This is a genomic window from Psychrobacillus antarcticus (assembly GCF_029533155.1).
GTDB classification, from domain to species: Bacteria; Bacillota; Bacilli; order Bacillales_A; family Planococcaceae; genus Psychrobacillus; species Psychrobacillus antarcticus.
On the sequence record NZ_JAIZDB010000031.1, the window covers coordinates 28,935 to 47,918 of the forward strand.

An 18,984-nucleotide genomic window follows, 5' to 3' on the forward strand; every position below is an offset into this window, starting at 1 on the left:
GTAAAATGAATGAAATTACGATAATTGGTCTTGGCGCAAGTGATTTAGATCAGCTACCATTAGGTATATATAAAAAATTAAAATCAGCCGGTTATTTATATGTTCGAACGGAGCAGCACCCAGTTTTAGAGGAATTAAAAGCAGAGGGCCTTTCCTTCACAAGTTTCGATGCAGTGTATGAAAATAACGATCAATTCGAAGGTGTCTATGAAGAGATTGTAAAACAGCTTTTAGCCTTCGCAGAGGAGCATCCGATTATGTATGCAGTACCTGGGCATCCATTAGTTGCCGAACAAACAGTGCAGCTATTAATCGAAGCAGAAAAACAAGGGAAGGTTAAAATCCATATAGAAGGTGGACAAAGTTTTCTAGATCCCATTTTTTCAGCTTTACGAATTGATCCAATAGAAGGATTTCAATTACTAGATGGTACTAGCTTCAAGCGAGATGAGGTTCAAATGAATGCGCATGTGCTAATTGGTCAAGTATATGATGCATTTAGTGCATCCGAAGTAAAGTTAACTCTTATGGACAAATATCCAGATGATTATGAGGTAACAATTGTCACTGCTGCAGGGTCTGCTACAGAAAGTTTAACGAAGGTTCCATTATTCGAATTGGATCGAGTGATGAAGTTAGACAATTTAACTACATTATATGTTCCACCGATTCATGAAAAAGAAAACCGCTTAAAAGAGTGGCAAACGCTTCGTCAAATTATAGCTGAATTACGTGGTCCTAACGGGTGTCCGTGGGATAAGGAACAAACACATACAACCTTAAAGAAATACGCCGTGGAAGAGGTATATGAGCTTCTGCAAGCAATTGACGAGGAAAATGATGATCATATTGTAGAAGAGCTAGGGGATGTCCTGTTACAAGTGTTTTTACATGCTCAAATAGGAGAAGATAACGGATACTTTAGTATGGAAGATGTATTAAACTCTATTTCGGACAAAATGATCCGTAGACACCCCCACGTATTTGGTAGCGTAAAAGCAGATAGCACGGAGGATGTTCTACGTAATTGGCAACAAATAAAGGCCCAAGAAAATAGAGGTTCTGGGGATTCCTTATTAGAAGGGGAAATGCGAGCAGATTCATCTCTACTTACATCGTTTAATTATCAAAAGAAAGTAGCGAAGGTTGGGTTTGATTGGCCAGACGTTTCAGGGGCTTGGGATAAGTTTGAGGAAGAGCTGGGCGAATGGAAGAAAGAACTAGCGGATGGTACGAAGGAATCTCAAGTTGATGAATTGGGTGATTTGTTATTTACTGTTGTAAACTTAGCGCGTTTTTATAATTTATCTCCGGAGCAGGCAATGATTCAGGCTAATAAGAAATTCAAAAGCAGATTCCAATTTATAGAACAGAGTGTAAAAAGCGGAAAAGGTCATTTTTCACAATACACTTTAGAAGAGCTAGACGAATATTGGAAAGAAGCAAAAAAATTAGAGGGGCAGTGACCTAAATGAGATTAGATAAGTATTTAAAGGTTTCGAGACTTATAAAACGTAGAACATTAGCAAAAGAAGTAGCAGACCAAGGTAGAATAACGATAAATGGCAAAGTAGCAAAAGCGAGCTCAGATGTAAAAGGTGGAGACGAACTGTCGATCAGATTCGGACAAAAAGTAGTAACAGCAAAAGTTGATGCAGTAAGAGACTCTGCGAAAAAAGAAGAGGCTGCATTGATGTTCACGATTCTAAAAGAAGAGAGATTAGAAAAAGTAGATCCAGAATTTATTGATGACGAAGATTAATAAGAATAAATGGGCATAAAGACGCATAAAATTATCGAAAAAAGGGGTACTGTTTGGTTGTGACGGAAGTCACAACCAAACAGTACCCCTAAAAATTTACTCGGTAATAATATAGCAAAACGTCTGTCCAAAGCCCTCCGAAAACGACAGAAACAGGTTTTAAAATGACTAGGCATATCTTTAGGAAGTTTTTTCTGATTCAGAATCGTTCCTATGGTGCCCTTAATATTCAGGAACACTGGAATCTAGGAAGTACCAAATAGAAATTAAATAGTTTCTTGTCAGTTGAGAAAAAAAGCATGGTTGTAGTCATGCTTTTTTTTTATGAGCATACAATAAAGTAGGACAAGAGAGGAGAGAGTATATATGCAATATCAAGCAGAAAGCCAAACTATTACCATTCCATCGGGGGACCACTTGATTTCACTTAGAAATCGTAAGCGTATGGACCTGACATCTGTAAAGTCTATTGAAAAATTCGATCAACAAGAATTTTATGTGAGAACTTCTCAGGGTGTACTTCACATCAAAGGAGATGACTTAAAAATTGTCCATCTAGATGTTGATAAAGGATTACTAACATTGGAAGGAATCGTTCGAGCGATGCAATATGATGATGAGCAAAGTTTAGAAGGCGCTAGAGGATTACTTCATAAATTATTCGGATGACACTCTCATTACAATTCTTTAGTCTGTTACTAATGGTCTTTAGTGGAGTATTGGTAGGGGCAATAATCGAAGGAACGCGCTTTGTAACGGGAAGTTTCCCTAGGCGTTCCTACGTTTATAAATATCGTGTGGTTCTCGAAATATTTGTATGGATCACCCTTGGACTTGGTTCTTTTTATATTCTTTTTGAAATACGCGATGGCATATGGAGAATTTATGATCCGCTTGCGCAAATAGTAGGTATTCTTTTATACGATCAGTTATTTCAACCAGTGTTTCGTCTAATGGGTAGAATTTTTTTGCGTTTGATCATCCAACCAATTTGGTGGATAATTTACTTCATTTGGATAGTAGTTAATAAAATTATTCACCTAATCTGGATGCTTATCTCATTCATCTTGAAACCATTTCGTTTATTCTTTCAAAAAACATGGCATTTGGCACTTCAGAAAAAGCCGAGCTTGCGTTATAATAAAAAGTAAACTAAAAAAACGAAATAGTTTGATAGGAGAGGCGAAATGGGAGAGAAGCAAAGAAACATACCTGCACGGAAACAAATTGCATCGATTAATACTGACTATGTTCGCTCTATCGAACGCCAAGAAAGTCGAAACAAAGCCAAAAAAGTTCGTTTAGCAAGACGATTAGTTTTCTTTACAATTATGTCTGTTGCTCTAGTCGGGTTTTTAGTATCTACATTACTGAACAGTAAAAGTGCATATGAAGAAAAACAATTACAAAAAGAACAAGTGGCTCAAGAGTTGGAACAAGTGAAGGAAGAGCAAGAAATGCTTAAAGTGCAAATTTCAAAGCTGAACGACGATGAGTACATTGGCAAACTACTAAGAAAACAATATTTCCTTTCCGAAGAGGGTGAAATTATATTTACTTTACCCGGAAAAGAGGAAAAATAATTAAAAAAAACTAAAAGCAAAAGAGTAGTCTTATTGACACTCTTTTTTTGTTAGCTATAATAAGGATAAGGATTTGAATGAAAAATCATACAAATTCTAAAAGAGTCGCTATAATTTTAAGGAGGAGCATTTTTTTTATGTCAATTGAAGTAGGCAGCAAGGTACAAGGTAAAGTAACAGGAATCACAAATTTTGGAGCATTCGTCGAACTACCAGGAGGCTCAACAGGTCTTGTTCACATAAGCGAAGTTGCGGACAATTATGTGAAAGATATTAATGAGCATTTAAAAGTTGGAGACATTGTCGAAGTTAAAGTGATGAATGTTGAAGCGGATGGCAAAATCGGATTATCAATTCGTAAAGCGAAGCCTCAAGCGGAAAGACCAGAGAGACCAGAACGTCCTCAGCGTCCACGTGGCGGCAATAATCGCCCAAATGATCGCGATCGTCCTATGAAAGAGAATTTTGAGCAAAAAATGACTAGATTCTTGAAGGATAGCGAAGATCGTTTGTCTACGTTAAAGCGTGCAACTGAATCTAAGCGTGGTGGCAGAGGCGCTAAAAGAGGATAATTTGCTGTCTGTTTTACGATAGAAAAAATGTCATATAGATAAAAAGGTGTTAGTCTTTGCTAACACCTTTTTTTTGTACCTAAAATATGAGAAAAAGCATATCCTTAAATAAGGAAAACTAATTTTCATAATAATTCATAGGTATGTTTCGAACTTTCGAGGAGGTTTTTAGGTGGATGCAATGGATGTGCTAACGAATATAGAACATGTAAAAGCATATTATCAACCGATTTTTAGTGCGGATGAACATATAGTGGTTGCTTATGAAGTTATAGGGAAGCTTGGAAATGGAGAAAAGCTCATCAACTTAAACTCTTTTGCATATGATGAGGATATTCCAGTAGAGTATCGATTAGAATTTGAGCATAAGATTCTTGGCTTAGCCCTCTCAGAATTAACGGAAAAGGCAAAAAACTATGATATATACTTACCATGTAACGCAAATTTACTCATACTAGATTATGGGGAGAGTTACTTCGATATTATTAATGAATATGTTCCAGAAGATTCGCTTTCACGAATTGTACTAGTCCTGTCGGAACATGATTTTAAAGGCGATTTTAGCCAACTTAGTAATATACTCAGATATTACCGAACATACGGGTTGAAAATAGCCATAAATCAAGTGGGTTCAGAAAGCCATTTAGATTATATAAAAATGTTGTCGCCAAATATATTAAAAGTAAATATAGAAAAACTCAACTATGAGTCGTGGAGTGCACAAAATGATTTATTTACATCCCTAGGCTCGTTGGCACGTAGAATAGGGGCCAACTTGTTATTTGAGGGAATTGATAGTGTTCACCAACTTCAATTTGCTTGGAAGAATGGTGGAAGATATTATCAAGGGAAGTATTTAGCAGATGCTCAAACAGGTACAATTTCAAGAGATTCATTAAAAGATCATTTCAAGGAAAAGTGCCAGCAATTTATTACGACAGAAAAGCGGTTACTGGAAGAGAAATACATTCAATTGAAAAACCTGCAGATTATGTTAGAAAAGGCGATTAGGCATATAAATCCAACTAGTGATAGTGTCGAGCAATTATTACTACTTGCAGAAGAGTTAGAGGATTGTTCATTTCGTATATATATTTGTGATGAAGATGGATTCCAATTATCTCCTAATATTATGCGTGTCGACAAAAAATGGGATGTGCAAGAAGATGCGGTCAATAAAAACTGGAGTTGGCGTCCGTATTTTTTAAAAACAATTATCAAAATGCGTAATGACCAAAGTGGAGAGTTTTCCGATATGTATAGCGACATTGTTACGGGAGAAATGATGCGCACATTCTCCATTCCGCTAAATGATAACGAATATTTGTTTATTGATATATCTTATGAATATTTGTTTAGACATAATATTTTTAGGTGAAATATATAAGTAAATGGAGGGTTAATTAGTGATGAAAAAGGAACTATTTAAAGCATATGAGCAAAAGCCGCAGCCTTTGCTCATGAACAAACATCTAAAGAAACTCTCTTTTTTCAAAAAAATAACGTCCACATATTATCCAAAAGCTTCACCAAAAGAATGAAATAGATTGGGTCAAAGTTTTCCTCAAAAGATAAGAAAGTATATAAAAATACAGCATGCACACCAGTTTTACATGGCTTTTAAGAATGATTAATACTACTGATTTCCGTTTCAGCGGACCCTTTACGTGGGCACGGCTTCAATCTCCTCGGGCCAACAGGATGTTGGTCACGAAGGCGTTGCGATCGCGAGGTGGTGTTCTTAGCCTTTGTCCCTTTCAAATGTTCCTGCGGGGCTTTCAGCTCGTGATGTTCCCACAGGAGTCGCCACTTTCACTCCAATCAATTAAATGAGTAGTACTAAACTAGGGGATATTGCATAGACTCTCGCTTAGATTATAATAGCAGCCAGATTTAATATAGTGAAAAACCGTCTGAAGCATTAGGGATACTATTCTGGAAAGAAGGATGTAGAAAGTAGATATCCTTTTATACCAGAGGAAATAAAGAGAAATAGTTAGTGTTCACTAAATAAAGAAGCGAAATAGCGAACGAAATTGCATCTTCGGGAGCTACTTCTCTATATAGGAATTTTGCTTTTCTCTAGTTACCCCAAAAATGAACTAACCCATTTCTAAAAGTTGTAGAAGGGCATCGTAAAGGTTAATAGCCATAAGATTACCGAGAAAAAAGATGCTGGTCGTGACTTCAGTCACGACCGGCATCTTTAAAAAATCAAACGGTATTAATATAGCAATAAGTCTGTCCAAAGCCCTTCGAAAACAGTAGAAATAGGTTTAGACCCTAAAGGACTGGGCGTATTTTGCCTGGTTTTCCTCATTGGAGACTATTTTCGCTCAGTAATGCTCTTTAAGTATTTCGCTTAATTTGACAATTCAAGACATAAAAAAGCAGTTCCTAGGATTATTAGGAACTGCTTTTTCTGTGATGACCCCTACGGGATTCGAACCCGTGTTACCGCCGTGAAAGGGCGGTGTCTTAACCGCTTGACCAAGGGGCCGTAAAATATGGCGGCCGAGGGGATCGAACCCCCGACCTCACGGGTATGAACCGTACGCTCTAGCCAGCTGAGCTAGGCCGCCGTTTTTAACGAACAAATTATATATTACAAGCGTTTTGCCAAAGTGTCAATGCTTCTTTAAGGGAATTTTAAAAAGATTAATAGAAAGTTTGTTGGCAAAATTCGCGCTATTTAGTTTATTAGCTGATGAAGTCGAAAAGTTATTTTAAGTACATGTCAGAAACAGACATACTTTTTGTAGTGATACTAGGTATACTTCCATCAATAGTTGAATAGGAGGTATTCGCTTTGAAGACGATTTATGAACAGGAACAAAAACGCAGTTTATCGTTGAGAAAGATCACGGAGGGTTTGAAAGCCAGAAGAATTACTCTTTTCTTTTCATTCATTTTTCTACTACTTTCATTTTTTCTAGCACAGGTTGTATTGTTCGAGGCCTCAGTTCCGTTTTTTCTTCCTCTTTGGGCACTAGTAAATCTAAGGTTTCAACGCTATGTACCTTGGACAATAGTAGGTGCTATTTTAGGTAGCTTTACGCTAGGGTTTGGACAAGTCATTATTCATGCATTACAGGCATTATTATTTCCATTTTATCAGAATAGATTTATTAATAAAATTCCTTTACCTATATTTGTACTGATAGACGTTGTATTTATACAGATTGTATGGCAGTTTGTTTCGTATGGCGGGGAGATTCCACTTACTATATGGCTAGCCGTTGGATATGAAGGCGTATTAAGTTTGTTTATGACTATATTTTTGTTTCAGTTATTCCTCCCATTTCCGGACTTATTGCATAAAAGGTGGACGGGAGAAAGAATGGGGGCTGCGTTGCTTATAGGAGCGCTCGTGTTAACGGGAATGTCTTCGTATATATTTGGGTATGTTTCGATTCCGCTTATGGCCGCTCATCTCGTAATCGCCGTATCAGCAGCTATTGGTGGTGTCCAACTTGCCACGGTGGTCGCCGTACTATCTGGAACAATATTAAGTATTTCTAAACTTAGCTTTAGCGGAATGATTGCAGTATACGCAGTAACTGGCTTCTTGGCCGGACTTCATAAGCCTTTTGGGAGGCTGTGGCAAGCCTTTAGTATGCTAGGGGCGACTTTTTTCTTTATTTTATATGATCGCAGCTTACCATTAGACTCTGTTTATATTGGGTCACTAGTTGTTGCTTCCTTATTATTTTTTATGGTTCCCTCTGCGTGGATTAAGCAATTGAAGGATCAGTTATACCCTGATACAACAAGCGTTCTGTTAAGAAGACAAAAGTGGATGACGGAAAAAGTAAATCATCAGCTCCAAGAGTTTCAGCATTTTGTCGATTTTATCACACGGTTTATATCCGAGAGATTTGATTCGAAAGCATTGAGAAAAGACGAAAAAACAGAGCCGCTACCTATTTGTCGTTCATGTTTTCAATATGAAAAGTGTTGGGGAGAGAAATCCAATGGGATGCCTGTATTGATAAAAGAGTGGGAGGAACAGCCTAGAAAATCCAGAATGCAAACAGAAAATAGAATTCAGTATAAATGCGTAAAACCAGTTCAAGTGATGCATGAGCTGAAGGGAAAAGAAGCTAAACAGCAGCTTACGTATGAATTGCAGCATGGGAAAAAGATGTTTGCACTCAAACTGAAAGATATGGGTAATCATATGAGCGGATTAATGAGTAATTTAGAAAATAATATAACTATGTACTCTTCTCATGAAGAAGTGATTAGACAAAAATTCCAACAAGCCAATATACCTTTCTTTCAAATAGATGTATTGAATATAGAGATTGGACAAATGGAGATTGTTTGTTGTTTACCTATTGAAGCAAGAGCAAAGATGGTAGGAGAACGTTTAATAGTTCCGCTTATGTACGAACTTTGGAATGAGCCATTTGAAATCTCTGTGATGAAAGAAATCGATCATCCTTATGAACATATTCAACTAACTTTTAAATCCTCCGTTCGCTTTCACATTAAGCATGACGTGTATACATCATCTAGTAGAAATACAATCTATTCGGGTGATGCTCATGCAGTGTTCCCATTACACCCGGGTTTGATGGCAGTTATCTTATCGGATGGAATGGGGAATGATGTAGAGGCGCACCGAGAAAGCCGACGTGTCATGCAGTTCATGAGGGAATGTTTAAATAAAAAAATGGATCCAGAAACTACAATGCATACACTGCATTACATGATGAGCCTTCAAAATGACAATGACAGCTATGCAACAGTAGACCTAGCTTTAATAGATTTGCAAAAAGGCGAGTTATGGTCTTGGAAGGCAGGAAGTATGTCGACATATCTAATACGTGGGAATGAAATGAGAAAAATAGAAAGTAAACATGTCCCATTTGGTTTCTTGCCTACCTTCTCCATTGAAGCGAGAAAAATGGACCTCAAAGACGGTGATGTATTGGTCATGTTATCAGACGGTGTATTCTCAAGTAATACAACTGTCGAAAAGCAGGAGCAGTATTATCAAAAAATATTACAGGACCCAACAATGAATGCAGAGCGTTTTGTGAAAAAGTTAGAAGAGACATACTCACTACCGGGAGATGATCGAACCGTTATTTTCATGCAAATAGAGCATGTAGTACCAGAATGGTCCCTCTTCACACCACGCCAAACAGCCAAACACCAAGAAAAAATGGTACACTAATAGAAATGCGGCTGGCACCCGGAGTCTGGACAGAGAAGAAAAGTGGTACGTATGCACAAAGTAACTGTCCGTTGAAGTCTTAGGACTCCGCGGACAGTTTACTACTAGAATGATCAATCATAGAGGTGGAAAATGCATCCTTTTATTTTAAAAGTAAAGAAATATATAGATAAGCATCAGTTGATTCAAAGTGGAGATCGTCTACTACTAGCTTGTTCTGGGGGAGCAGATTCTGTCGCTGCGGTACTTACCTTTCACGAACTCAAAGAATTATATAACTTGCAGCTAGGGATTGTTCACACAGACCATCAGCTTCGCGGAGAAGAGTCGGTAGAAGATATGCACTTCGTTGAACAATTGGCCGATAGGTTAGACATTCCTTTTTATGGAACTACACTTGAAGTCCCTTCTAGAGTGGCAGCAGAGGGTGGAAATGTTCAGGTGATCTGCCGTGAAGAACGTTACGCTTACTTTGATATTGTTATGAAACAAGAGCATTTTGATAAGTTGGTACTCGGACATCATGCAGACGATCAGATAGAAACGATAGTTATGACATTGGTTAGAGGGACTTTGTCATCCTCCCTAACAGGAATACCGATAACAAGACCTTTTTCCGGGGGAAGCATCATTCGTCCGTTCTTATGTGTAACAAAGGAAGAGATTTTGGCTTTTGTTCAGTTTCAAGAGCAATCCTTTAGACATGATCCTAGCAACGATAAACATACATATACAAGAAATCGTATGCGTCACACTGTAGTGCCTCTTCTACGCCAAGAAAATGTGCATGTGGCAGATAGTATCCAGACATTCGTAGAAAAACAACAACAAGATGATACTTTTTTACAGATGCTTGCAAAAGAAAAGTTTGACCAGGTTGTGACATTTAAAAGTAAATCGAGCTTTTTTATGGATACAAAAGAGTTTAGCGAAATTCCAGTTGCTTTACAAAGAAGAGTGATTCTAATACTATTGAGGTATATGTATGATAGCTCTAATACGCTATTAAATAATCGCTTAATCGAATCTATTTTAGGTGCTTGTAATGAGCAGGATGGTAATATAATAATTCATTTGCCAAAAGATTTTTTCCTCATACGTCATTACAGTCAAGTTCAGTTTTCCTCTACTCCCCTTCAATCTCTACCTATTCAAAGTCAAATGATTGATGAGGATTGTTGGATGGAAGTTGGTGCTGGTTTTTCTATATACCTGACTAGAAACTTAAACGAGCAAATCCCTTCCGATGAAAAGTGGTTTATCCAACTGGAAAATGATTCACTACCTCTTTCTATAAGACGGAAGATGGAAGGAGATCGAATACATCTAAAAGGGATGTCTACTCCAAAAAAAGTTTCCCGATTGTTTATTGATGAAAAAGTTTCGACTGAAGAACGAAGTGTTTGGCCAATACTTGTATCAGCCAAAAATGGTATAATGGCAGTAATAGGTCTTCGTTACGCGCAGCAATTTGAAAAAGAAAGAAATACACAAAATTTTGTAATATATGTAAAGAGTTTTTAAGCCATAGGAGGATTCACTATGTTAGAAAAGGATATCTTGGAAGTTTTGTTATCTGAGGAACAAATTAATCAAAAAACGCGAGAATTGGGTGCTTTATTAACGGAAGAGTACAAAGGTCAGTACCCACTTGCAATTGGAATTTTAAAAGGTGCAATGCCTTTTATGTCCGATTTGATGAAACGAGTAGATACATACATTGAAATGGACTATATGGATGTTTCAAGTTATGGAAATGCAACAGTTTCTTCTGGAGAAGTTAAAATCGTAAAAGATTTAAACACAAGTGTGGAAGGTAGAGACATTTTAATAATCGAAGACATTATCGATAGTGGGATGACATTAAGTTACTTAGTAGATCTTTTCAAATATCGTAAAGCAAAATCGATTAAAATCGTTACGTTATTAGACAAACCAACTGGTAGAAAAGTAGACTTAAAAGCAGACTTTGTTGGCTTTGAAGTACCAGATGCATTTGTAGTTGGATACGGTTTAGACTATGCAGAAAAGTATCGTAACTTACCATATGTAGGGGTATTGAAGAAAGAAGTCTACAGTTTTTAATTTAAAGCCTATTTAGAAGGCTTTTCATTGTACGTCCAAAAATTCGTATGATAAGATTATCATTAGTTTTTCTGTTTAGTTTGTGAGGAGGCTGGGAATGAATCGAGCATTGCGCTACGCCATATTATACTTATTAATATTTTTTGTAATCGTTGGGATTTTCGCTACATTCAATACGAGCAATACAACGACTAAAAATATTAAATTTAACGAATTTATGACTTCTTTAGAAAAAGGAGAAGTAACAAGTGTTACATTACAACCTGAATCGGGTGTCTATTACGCTGAAGGTGAAATGAAAGGCTATAAAGAAGGAGAGAAATATTTAGCTATTCTCCCTTATAATAGCCAAGAATTACAGACAAAAATTTATACATTGGCAACATCCAATTCAGTACCTGTGGAATATAAAGAAACGCCTAAAACAAGTGGTTGGGTTCAATTCTTTACTGGGTTATTACCGTTCTTAATTATTATCATTTTATTCTTCTTCTTATTAAGCCAATCACAAGGCGGGGGTAACCGTGTGATGAACTTCGGTAAGAGTAAAGCGAAGTTGTACGATAATGATAAGAAAAAGGTTAGATTTGAAGATGTCGCTGGTGCAGATGAAGAAAAAGCTGAACTAGTAGAAGTAGTAGATTTCTTGAAAGATCCACGTAAATTCGAGGAAATTGGAGCCCGTATACCTAAAGGGATTCTATTAGTAGGTCCTCCAGGTACTGGTAAGACATTACTTGCTCGCGCAGTTGCGGGTGAATCTGGCGTGCCGTTCTTCTCTATTAGTGGATCGGATTTCGTAGAAATGTTTGTTGGTGTTGGGGCTTCTCGTGTACGTGATTTATTTGAAAATGCGAAGAAAAATGCACCATGTATCATCTTTATAGATGAGATTGATGCAGTAGGTCGTCAACGTGGAGCTGGACTTGGTGGAGGTCACGATGAACGTGAGCAAACACTAAACCAATTACTTGTTGAAATGGATGGTTTCGGTGCAAACGAAGGTATTATTATCGTTGCTGCAACAAATAGACCGGACGTTTTAGATCCTGCACTTCTTCGTCCAGGTCGTTTTGACCGTCAAATTACTGTAGGTCGCCCAGATGTTAAAGGCCGTGAAGCAGTACTGCAAGTACATGCTCGTAATAAGCCACTTGATGAATCAGTGGACTTAAAAGCGGTTGCACAACGTACACCAGGATTCTCTGGAGCGGACTTAGAAAACTTATTAAACGAAGCAGCTTTAGTAGCGGCTAGAAGTAATAAGAAAAAAGTAGATATGCGCGATATTGATGAAGCTACAGACCGAGTTATTGCAGGACCTGCTAAAGCAGGGAAAGTTATCTCGGAAAAAGAACGAAATATTGTTGCATATCATGAAGCGGGGCATGTGGTTGTTGGTTTAACTTTAGACGATGCAGAAATCGTTCATAAAGTGACTATCGTACCTCGTGGTCAAGCGGGTGGTTACGCAGTAATGCTTCCTAAAGAAGATCGTTACTTTATGACAAAACCAGAGTTACTAGATAAAATTGCTGGGTTACTTGGTGGTCGTGTAGCGGAGGACGTTATTTTCGGTGAAGTATCTACCGGAGCTCATAATGACTTCCAACGCGCAACAGGCATTGCTAGAAAGATGGTTACAGAATATGGGATGAGTGACAAGCTTGGGCCAATGCAATTCGGTCAAGCGCAAGGAGGCAACGTCTTCTTAGGTCGTGACTTTAACTCAGAACAAAACTATTCGGATGCAATTGCTTATGAAATTGACCAAGAAATGCAGTCAATGATTAAAGAACAGTATGCTCGTACGACACAAATATTAACGGAAAAACGTGAATTATTAACATTAATCGCGAAAACGTTACTAGAAGTAGAAACATTGGATGCAGCTCAAATTATGCATTTAAAAGAACATGGTACACTTCCTGAACGCTCATATGAAGAGTTAGATAAAAAAGCAGCAATTGAGCTTAAAAAAGAAGAAGTATCGGATGCAGTAGGTGCTCCTGCTGATCCATCTATCAGTGATTTGCCAAAAGAAGAGGTTTCACTAAGTGAAACAAAAAGTCCAGTTCAAGAAGAACGTAGAGATTAATAGATAAGAATAGAAGCTGATTGCCTCGTATAAACTCGAGGCAATCAGCTTTTTTCTTCTTCTCTATATATGGTATGATGTTTGGGAAACTTAACAAAAAAGTGAGGATTAGCAAGATGATACTTGTCTTAGATACGGGAAATACTAATATTGTTTTAGGGGTTTACGAAAATGATAAGTTAATCCATCACTGGCGAATGGAGACAGATCGTTTAAAAACAGAGGATGAATATGGAATGCAGGTGAAGGCGCTATTTTCTCATGCTACCATCTCTTTTGATCAAATAGAGGGCATTATTATTTCTTCTGTAGTTCCACCTATTATGTTCACATTAGAAGCGATGTGTAAAAAATATTTTGGCATTAAACCATTAGTAGTAGGTCCTGGAGTAAAAACAGGATTAAATATTAAGTATGAAAATCCACGTGAGGTTGGGGCAGATCGTATAGTGAATGCAGTAGCTGCTATTCACGAATATGGAAGTCCGTTAATTATTGTAGATTTCGGAACTGCTACGACCTATTGTTTTATCAATGAACGGAGAGAATATATGGGTGGAGCTATTGCGCCAGGTATTGGTATTTCAACAGATGCCCTTTTTAATAGAGCCAGTAAGCTTCCGCGTATAGAGTTGACAAGACCCGAGAGTGTTATTGGGAAAAATACAGTTGCCGCTATGCAAGCGGGAATAGTATATGGCTATGTAGGACAAGTTGAGGGTATCGTAAATCGTATGAAAAAAGTATCGAAGCAAAATCCAAAAGTAATAGCAACAGGTGGTATGGCTTCCTTAATCGCAGACGAAACAACTATAATGGATGTTATTGATCCATACTTAACGTTGAAGGGTTTGTATTTAATTTATCAACGAAATAATGATGAAAGAGGTTATAAATAATGAGTGATTATTTAGTAAGAGCTTTAGCTTTTGAAGGGAGTGTACGTGCATTTGCAACTCGTACAACTGACACTGTGGGGGAAGGGCAAAGACGTCATGGGACTTGGCCGACTGCATCCGCTGCGCTTGGAAGGTCGATGACAGCTGCACTTATGATGGGCGCTATGCTAAAAGGCGACGATAAGATAACAGTGAAAGTAGAAGGTAATGGTCCGATCGGTCCGATGATTATTGACAGTAATGCAAAAGGGGAAGTGCGTGGTTATGTGACGAATCCACAAACCCACTTCGAATTAAACGAACATGGAAAATTAGATGTACGACGTGCAGTAGGAACAGAAGGAACACTTACCGTTGTAAAAGATCAAGGTATGAGAGATTTCTTTACTGGACAAGTTCCAATTGTTTCGGGAGAAATCGGCGAAGACTTCACTTATTATTTTGCTGCTTCTGAACAGGTTCCCTCTTCAGTGGGACTGGGAGTGCTTGTAAATCCGGACAATACTATTCTTGCTGCTGGCGGATTTGTTATCCAACTAATGCCTGGAACAGATGATGAAACGATTACGCTCATTGAAGAACATTTAGCTAATATGGAGCCTGTTTCTAAACTAATTGAGAGAGGATTAACTCCGGAAGAAATACTCTTTGAAATTTTAGGTAAAGATAATGTGCGAATTTTAGATTCTTCCCCTGTTTCGTTTGAATGTAATTGCTCCAAGGATAGATTTGGGAAAGCTATTATTACATTAGGTGAAAAGGAAATTCATGAAATGATTGAAGAAGATGGAGGAGCAGAAGCGCACTGTCATTTCTGTATGGAGAAATACCATTATTCAGTAGGTGAATTGGAGTCATTTATTGATGAAATCAACGCGTGAGTATGATAATGGTCAGACTAAAAAACGTTTAAAAACGAAACCGGTATTAATTATTATGAGTATCCTACTAGTAGGTAATTTGCTATGGTTCATGGCATGGTTAATACCGAATAATACAAGCAAAGTCAATGATGCAGAAAAAGTGGCATCCATAGCTGGAAAAATCATTTCGAAAGAACAATGGATGGCTTCCATGGAGTCGATTTATGGGAAAGAAGTATTACTGGATATGGTGAATGCAGAGGTTATGGAAGCGGCAGCTAAAGAATATAAGATTAAGGTAACGGATGCCGAAGTGGACTTAGAGCTCGCTTTAATCCGTTCAACACAAGAGAGCGCTTCTTTGCAATCTTATGATGAAGAAGTTATGCGTAAGGAGATTCGCTCCCGTTTAATCTTAGAAAAAGTATTAGCCAAAGATATTGTCATTGAAGACGAGGCGATTAAATCATTCTATGACGATAATAAAAATCTATACAACACTGCAACATCTTATCGAACAAGTGTCATTTTTATCAGCACAGAGGCTGAAGCAAACGAAGTCGTGAAAGAACTGGAAAATGGTTCGTCCTTTGAAGGGCTAGCTAGGGAACGATCTGCTGATGCAAGTTCAGCAAGTCTCGGAGGAGATATCGGTTATGTATCCGATGGAAATGACTCGGTGGATGCAGCTTTAGTTAGTGCGGTACAGAGTACCGATACAGGTAAATGGAGTAAAACGATCGCATTAGGTGATGGAAGATTCGCAGTAGCGATGGTGAAAAGTATATTTGAAGGTCAATCCTTTTCCTATGAGGATGTAAAAGACCATATTCGAAGAGAACTTGCACTTGATCAGTTGCCACAATCAGTTACCCAAGAAGCTTTTTGGAAAGAATTTGATGCAGACTGGGTTTATAGTGAATGATTAATAGTAAAGAGACCATCTTCGTATTGGAAGATGGTCTCTACTAATTTAGATTATCTATTTTAAGGTTGCGTGTGTAACTTTATTCCTTCCGTTTTCCTTCGAGGAATAGAGTGCTTTGTCTGCCTTTATTAATATAGAGGTTGCTGTTTCATGAAAATTGCTAGTTGCAACTCCAATACTGACTGTAATCTTATCTACATCCCATTTGGCTGTTTCTATTGTACTTCTTAAAAGCTCTGCTGAATGGAAAGAGTCTAACTCATTGGAGAAGGGCATAATGACCACGAATTCTTCGCCGCCGTATCGAGCGATAATATGTCCTTTTGGGAAAAAATCGGTTAAGAGTGTAGCTAGTTGTATTAAAACTTTATCGCCAACTGGATGTCCTCTTGTATCATTGACTAATTTAAAGTAATCGATGTCGAGCATTAAAAGTGAAAAGGGGCTACTGGATTCTTTAAATTGCAATACATATTCGTTCAGTTTTTCAATAAAGAATCTATGGTTATGTATACCAGTAAGTCCATCGGTATTGGACAGTGTTTCGAGCTTATGATTTAGTTTTATTAATTCGGCTTGCTTTTGTTCTAGTTCAAGATGAAGTTGTTCCATACTTGCCAAAGCAGCATTCTTCTGGCGATAGGCTTCCTCTAGAAGTATTTTAGCGTTACGTATTTCCTGTTCATAATCAATTCGTTTTCCCATATGTACAAAAATACAATCTACCAGTTCTGTTTGTTCGCAGTATTTTCCGTTAAATAGTACCGGGATATCTGCACCGGTATTTCCTTTTAAGTTTAAATATATTTCATCGACATATCCATTTAACTGTATAAAAGGATAAAAGTATGAGTGGAACAATAATTTATTGGCAACGGACATAATAGATTCAATATGATTGGAGATTAAATTGTCTCGGGTGTAGTTTCCCATCTCAAGGAATGCATCATTTACCTCTAAAATTACTCCTTGTGGTGTGATGGAAACGTAACCACATGGCAAGCATTTCAATCTCGTATCCATCAAACTCCGTCCTTTCCATTTAATTAATCATGTTAGAAAATCGTTTATACAATTAATCGTTTCTTGTGGGTGACTTAGATGAGGGTAATGTCCTTTTGCCTCCATTAAGTAAAGCGTACTATTCTTCATATGCTCGTGTAAATAGTTACCTACCACTAAAGGTACGATGCTGTCATCGGAACATTGCATGATTAACGCAGGGACTTTAGTTTTACCTAAATCTACACGATGATCAGAGAGAAAAGTAGTTTCAGCAAATTGCCTAGTTATTAAAGGATTTGATCGAGTAAAACTATTTTCTAGTTCTGTAGTGAGTGCAGGTGCTTCAGGATTATTCATGCCAAGAGGCGCCATAAAGCTAGCCCAGCTAAGATAATTCATTTCCATCATAGTGAATAATTCTAGTACGTCGCTTTTTTCGAATCCACCATGATATGTGTCTCCCTCATTAATATAGCGAGGAGAAGGACCGATCATTACTAATTTATGAAAGGACTCTGGACGTTCAATTGATGCAAGCATGCCTATCATGGAACTAACCGAATGTCCGACAAATATAACATCCTTCAGTTTAAGTACATCTATAATTTCTAATACATCTTGAGCATAACCGTGAAGCGTGCTATATTTTTGGAAATCGTACGCAGCTAGATCCGAATTTCCTGAGCCTACATGGTCAAACAAGACTATTTGATAATTTTTTTCAAAGAATGGAGTGATAAGTCTCCACATATTTTGATCACACCCGAACCCATGTGCAAAGAGGATGGTTTTGTCTCCTTCACCTAAAACTCTTACGTGATTCCTAACTAGTACATTACTCATAAAAAAACTCCTTTCTAGTATCTATGAATCAATAACCTTTTCAATTAATTAATCATACACGCTTTGCATATGATTTTCTATAGAATAACCACTATCCCTTGGTCATTTGTTTAACCAAATATTAAAAATATTTGAGTGCAATCTTATTGACAATTCTCCTTATTCATTGGTATGATTAAAAAAATAAAACCTATTAAACAAGTAGGAATTAGGAGTGGGAAAATGACAAAGTTAGCGCAGTCTGTATTGGATTTAATCGGAAAAACACCGATCGTAAAATTAAACCGTGTGGGAAATACTGAGGATGCAGAAGTGTATCTAAAACTTGAATATTTTAACCCGGGTAGTAGCGTGAAAGACCGTATCGCACTTGCCATGATTCAAGCTGCTGAAAAAGAAGGTAAATTAACAGAAAACGGTACAATTATTGAACCTACAAGTGGTAATACTGGTATAGGTCTTGCGATGATAGCAGCAGCAAAAGGATATAACGCTGTATTAGTTATGCCAGATACAATGAGCCTTGAGCGCAGAAACTTACTCCGTGCTTATGGAGCTGATCTTGTATTAACTCCCGGAGCGGATGGCATGAAAGGTGCAATTGCCAAAGCAGAAGAGCTTGCAAACGAAAATGGATGGTTTATGCCGCAACAATTCAATAACAAAGCTAACCCAGAAATTCATCGTTTAACAACAGGTCCTGAAATTGTAGAAGCATTTGAACAGTTGGATGGCTTTGTTTCAGGTATTGGTACTGGAGGAACAATTACTGGAGCGGGTGGAGTGTTAAAAGAAAACTTCCCTGGCATCCATATTGCTGCGGTAGAGCCAACTGATTCAAATATTTTATCTGGTGGTAAACCGGGTCCTCATAAAATTCAAGGTATTGGTGCCGGATTTATACCAGAAGTTCTAGACACAAAACTATACGACTCTATTATTCAAGTATCAAATGAGGACGCATATGCAACTTCTCGTGAAGTAGCAAAATTAGAAGGTATTCTAGGCGGAGTTTCTGCAGGAGCGGCTATTTTCGGTGCTTTACAACTTGCAAAACAGCTTGGAAAAGGTAAAAAAGTATTAGCGATTATTCCAGATAATGGTGAACGCTACTTAAGCACACCTTTATATCAATTCGAAGATTAATAAAAAATGAATAGA

General features: G+C 37.6%; 17 protein-coding genes and 2 tRNA genes. 15 read left to right on the plus strand and 4 right to left on the minus strand.

From position 1 onward, the window contains the following. The first annotated feature begins 5 nt into the window (after positions 1 to 5). From yabN to LDK52_RS15575, 7 genes are all read left to right on the plus strand, one after another. On the plus strand, positions 6 to 1,466 hold the full coding sequence (gene yabN, locus LDK52_RS15550) for a bifunctional methyltransferase/pyrophosphohydrolase YabN (protein ID WP_277586857.1): 1,461 nt from the start codon (positions 6 to 8) through the stop codon (positions 1,464 to 1,466). A 5-nt stretch (positions 1,467 to 1,471) separates the two neighbouring features. Then, positions 1,472 to 1,762 (plus strand): RNA-binding S4 domain-containing protein, encoded by a 291-nt coding sequence (locus LDK52_RS15555; RefSeq protein WP_277586858.1) that lies wholly within the window; start codon positions 1,472 to 1,474, stop codon positions 1,760 to 1,762. A gap of 366 nt (positions 1,763 to 2,128) precedes the next feature. Beyond that, entirely contained in the window at positions 2,129 to 2,431 is a 303-nt protein-coding gene (gene yabP, locus LDK52_RS15560) for a sporulation protein YabP (protein ID WP_277586859.1), read from the plus strand. Next, positions 2,428 to 2,913 (plus strand): spore cortex biosynthesis protein YabQ, encoded by a 486-nt coding sequence (gene yabQ / locus LDK52_RS20145; RefSeq protein WP_407081826.1) that lies wholly within the window; start codon positions 2,428 to 2,430, stop codon positions 2,911 to 2,913. The genes yabP and yabQ overlap by 4 nt, the downstream gene beginning before the upstream one ends. A 36-nt stretch (positions 2,914 to 2,949) precedes the next feature. Continuing rightward, the gene (locus LDK52_RS15565; RefSeq protein ID WP_277586860.1) at positions 2,950 to 3,345 is read left to right on the plus strand and encodes an FtsB family cell division protein; all 396 of its coding nucleotides are present in this window, start codon (positions 2,950 to 2,952) and stop codon (positions 3,343 to 3,345) included. 137 nt (positions 3,346 to 3,482) lie between these two features. Continuing rightward, a complete protein-coding gene (locus tag LDK52_RS15570; protein ID WP_277586861.1) occupies positions 3,483 to 3,917 on the plus strand; it encodes a S1 domain-containing RNA-binding protein in 435 nt (144 codons plus the stop codon). 181 nt (positions 3,918 to 4,098) lie between these two features. Beyond that, positions 4,099 to 5,295: an EAL domain-containing protein gene (locus LDK52_RS15575; protein WP_277586883.1), complete on the plus strand. Its 1,197-nt coding sequence runs from the start codon at positions 4,099 to 4,101 to the stop codon at positions 5,293 to 5,295. Between the two features lie 1,050 nt (positions 5,296 to 6,345). Here LDK52_RS15575 and LDK52_RS15580 read toward each other — a convergent pair. Then, positions 6,346 to 6,417 (minus strand) — tRNA-Glu (locus LDK52_RS15580). Positions 6,418 to 6,425: 8 nt separating this feature from the next. Further along, positions 6,426 to 6,499 (minus strand) — tRNA-Met (locus LDK52_RS15585). Between the two features lie 227 nt (positions 6,500 to 6,726). Here LDK52_RS15585 and LDK52_RS15590 point away from each other — a divergent pair. The 7 genes from LDK52_RS15590 (at position 6,727) to LDK52_RS15620 (ending at position 15,972) form a co-directional block, all read left to right on the plus strand. After that, the gene (locus LDK52_RS15590) at positions 6,727 to 9,102 is read left to right on the plus strand and encodes a SpoIIE family protein phosphatase (RefSeq protein WP_277586862.1); all 2,376 of its coding nucleotides are present in this window, start codon (positions 6,727 to 6,729) and stop codon (positions 9,100 to 9,102) included. Between the two features lie 132 nt (positions 9,103 to 9,234). Further along, entirely contained in the window at positions 9,235 to 10,626 is a 1,392-nt protein-coding gene (tilS, locus tag LDK52_RS15595) for a tRNA lysidine(34) synthetase TilS (protein WP_277586863.1), read from the plus strand. Positions 10,627 to 10,644: 18 nt separating this feature from the next. Further along, on the plus strand, positions 10,645 to 11,187 hold the full coding sequence (gene hpt, locus LDK52_RS15600) for a hypoxanthine phosphoribosyltransferase (protein WP_277586864.1): 543 nt from the start codon (positions 10,645 to 10,647) through the stop codon (positions 11,185 to 11,187). 97 nt (positions 11,188 to 11,284) lie between these two features. Beyond that, positions 11,285 to 13,285 carry an ATP-dependent zinc metalloprotease FtsH gene (gene ftsH / locus LDK52_RS15605; protein WP_277586865.1) on the plus strand — a complete coding sequence of 667 codons (2,001 nt, stop codon included), beginning with the start codon at positions 11,285 to 11,287 and terminating at the stop codon, positions 13,283 to 13,285. A gap of 116 nt (positions 13,286 to 13,401) precedes the next feature. Beyond that, positions 13,402 to 14,184: a type III pantothenate kinase gene (locus LDK52_RS15610; protein WP_277586866.1), complete on the plus strand. Its 783-nt coding sequence runs from the start codon at positions 13,402 to 13,404 to the stop codon at positions 14,182 to 14,184. After that, entirely contained in the window at positions 14,184 to 15,065 is an 882-nt protein-coding gene (gene hslO / locus LDK52_RS15615; RefSeq protein ID WP_277586867.1) for an Hsp33 family molecular chaperone HslO, read from the plus strand. Before LDK52_RS15610 ends, hslO begins: the two co-directional genes overlap by 1 nt. Continuing rightward, positions 15,049 to 15,972 carry a peptidyl-prolyl cis-trans isomerase gene (locus LDK52_RS15620; RefSeq protein WP_277586884.1) on the plus strand — a complete coding sequence of 308 codons (924 nt, stop codon included), beginning with the start codon at positions 15,049 to 15,051 and terminating at the stop codon, positions 15,970 to 15,972. Before hslO ends, LDK52_RS15620 begins: the two co-directional genes overlap by 17 nt. Before the next feature lie 57 nt (positions 15,973 to 16,029). On the opposite strand, the gene LDK52_RS15625 is transcribed toward LDK52_RS15620, so the two are convergent. Continuing rightward, positions 16,030 to 16,998 (minus strand): sensor domain-containing diguanylate cyclase, encoded by a 969-nt coding sequence (locus LDK52_RS15625; RefSeq protein ID WP_277586868.1) that lies wholly within the window; start codon positions 16,996 to 16,998, stop codon positions 16,030 to 16,032. Between the two features lie 27 nt (positions 16,999 to 17,025). Beyond that, the gene (locus tag LDK52_RS15630) at positions 17,026 to 17,823 is read right to left on the minus strand and encodes an alpha/beta fold hydrolase (protein WP_277586869.1); all 798 of its coding nucleotides are present in this window, start codon (positions 17,821 to 17,823) and stop codon (positions 17,026 to 17,028) included. A 222-nt stretch (positions 17,824 to 18,045) separates the two neighbouring features. On the opposite strand from LDK52_RS15630, the gene cysK reads away from it, so the two are divergent. Further along, positions 18,046 to 18,969 (plus strand): cysteine synthase A, encoded by a 924-nt coding sequence (gene cysK, locus LDK52_RS15635; RefSeq protein WP_277586870.1) that lies wholly within the window; start codon positions 18,046 to 18,048, stop codon positions 18,967 to 18,969. Positions 18,970 to 18,984 lie beyond the last annotated feature (15 nt).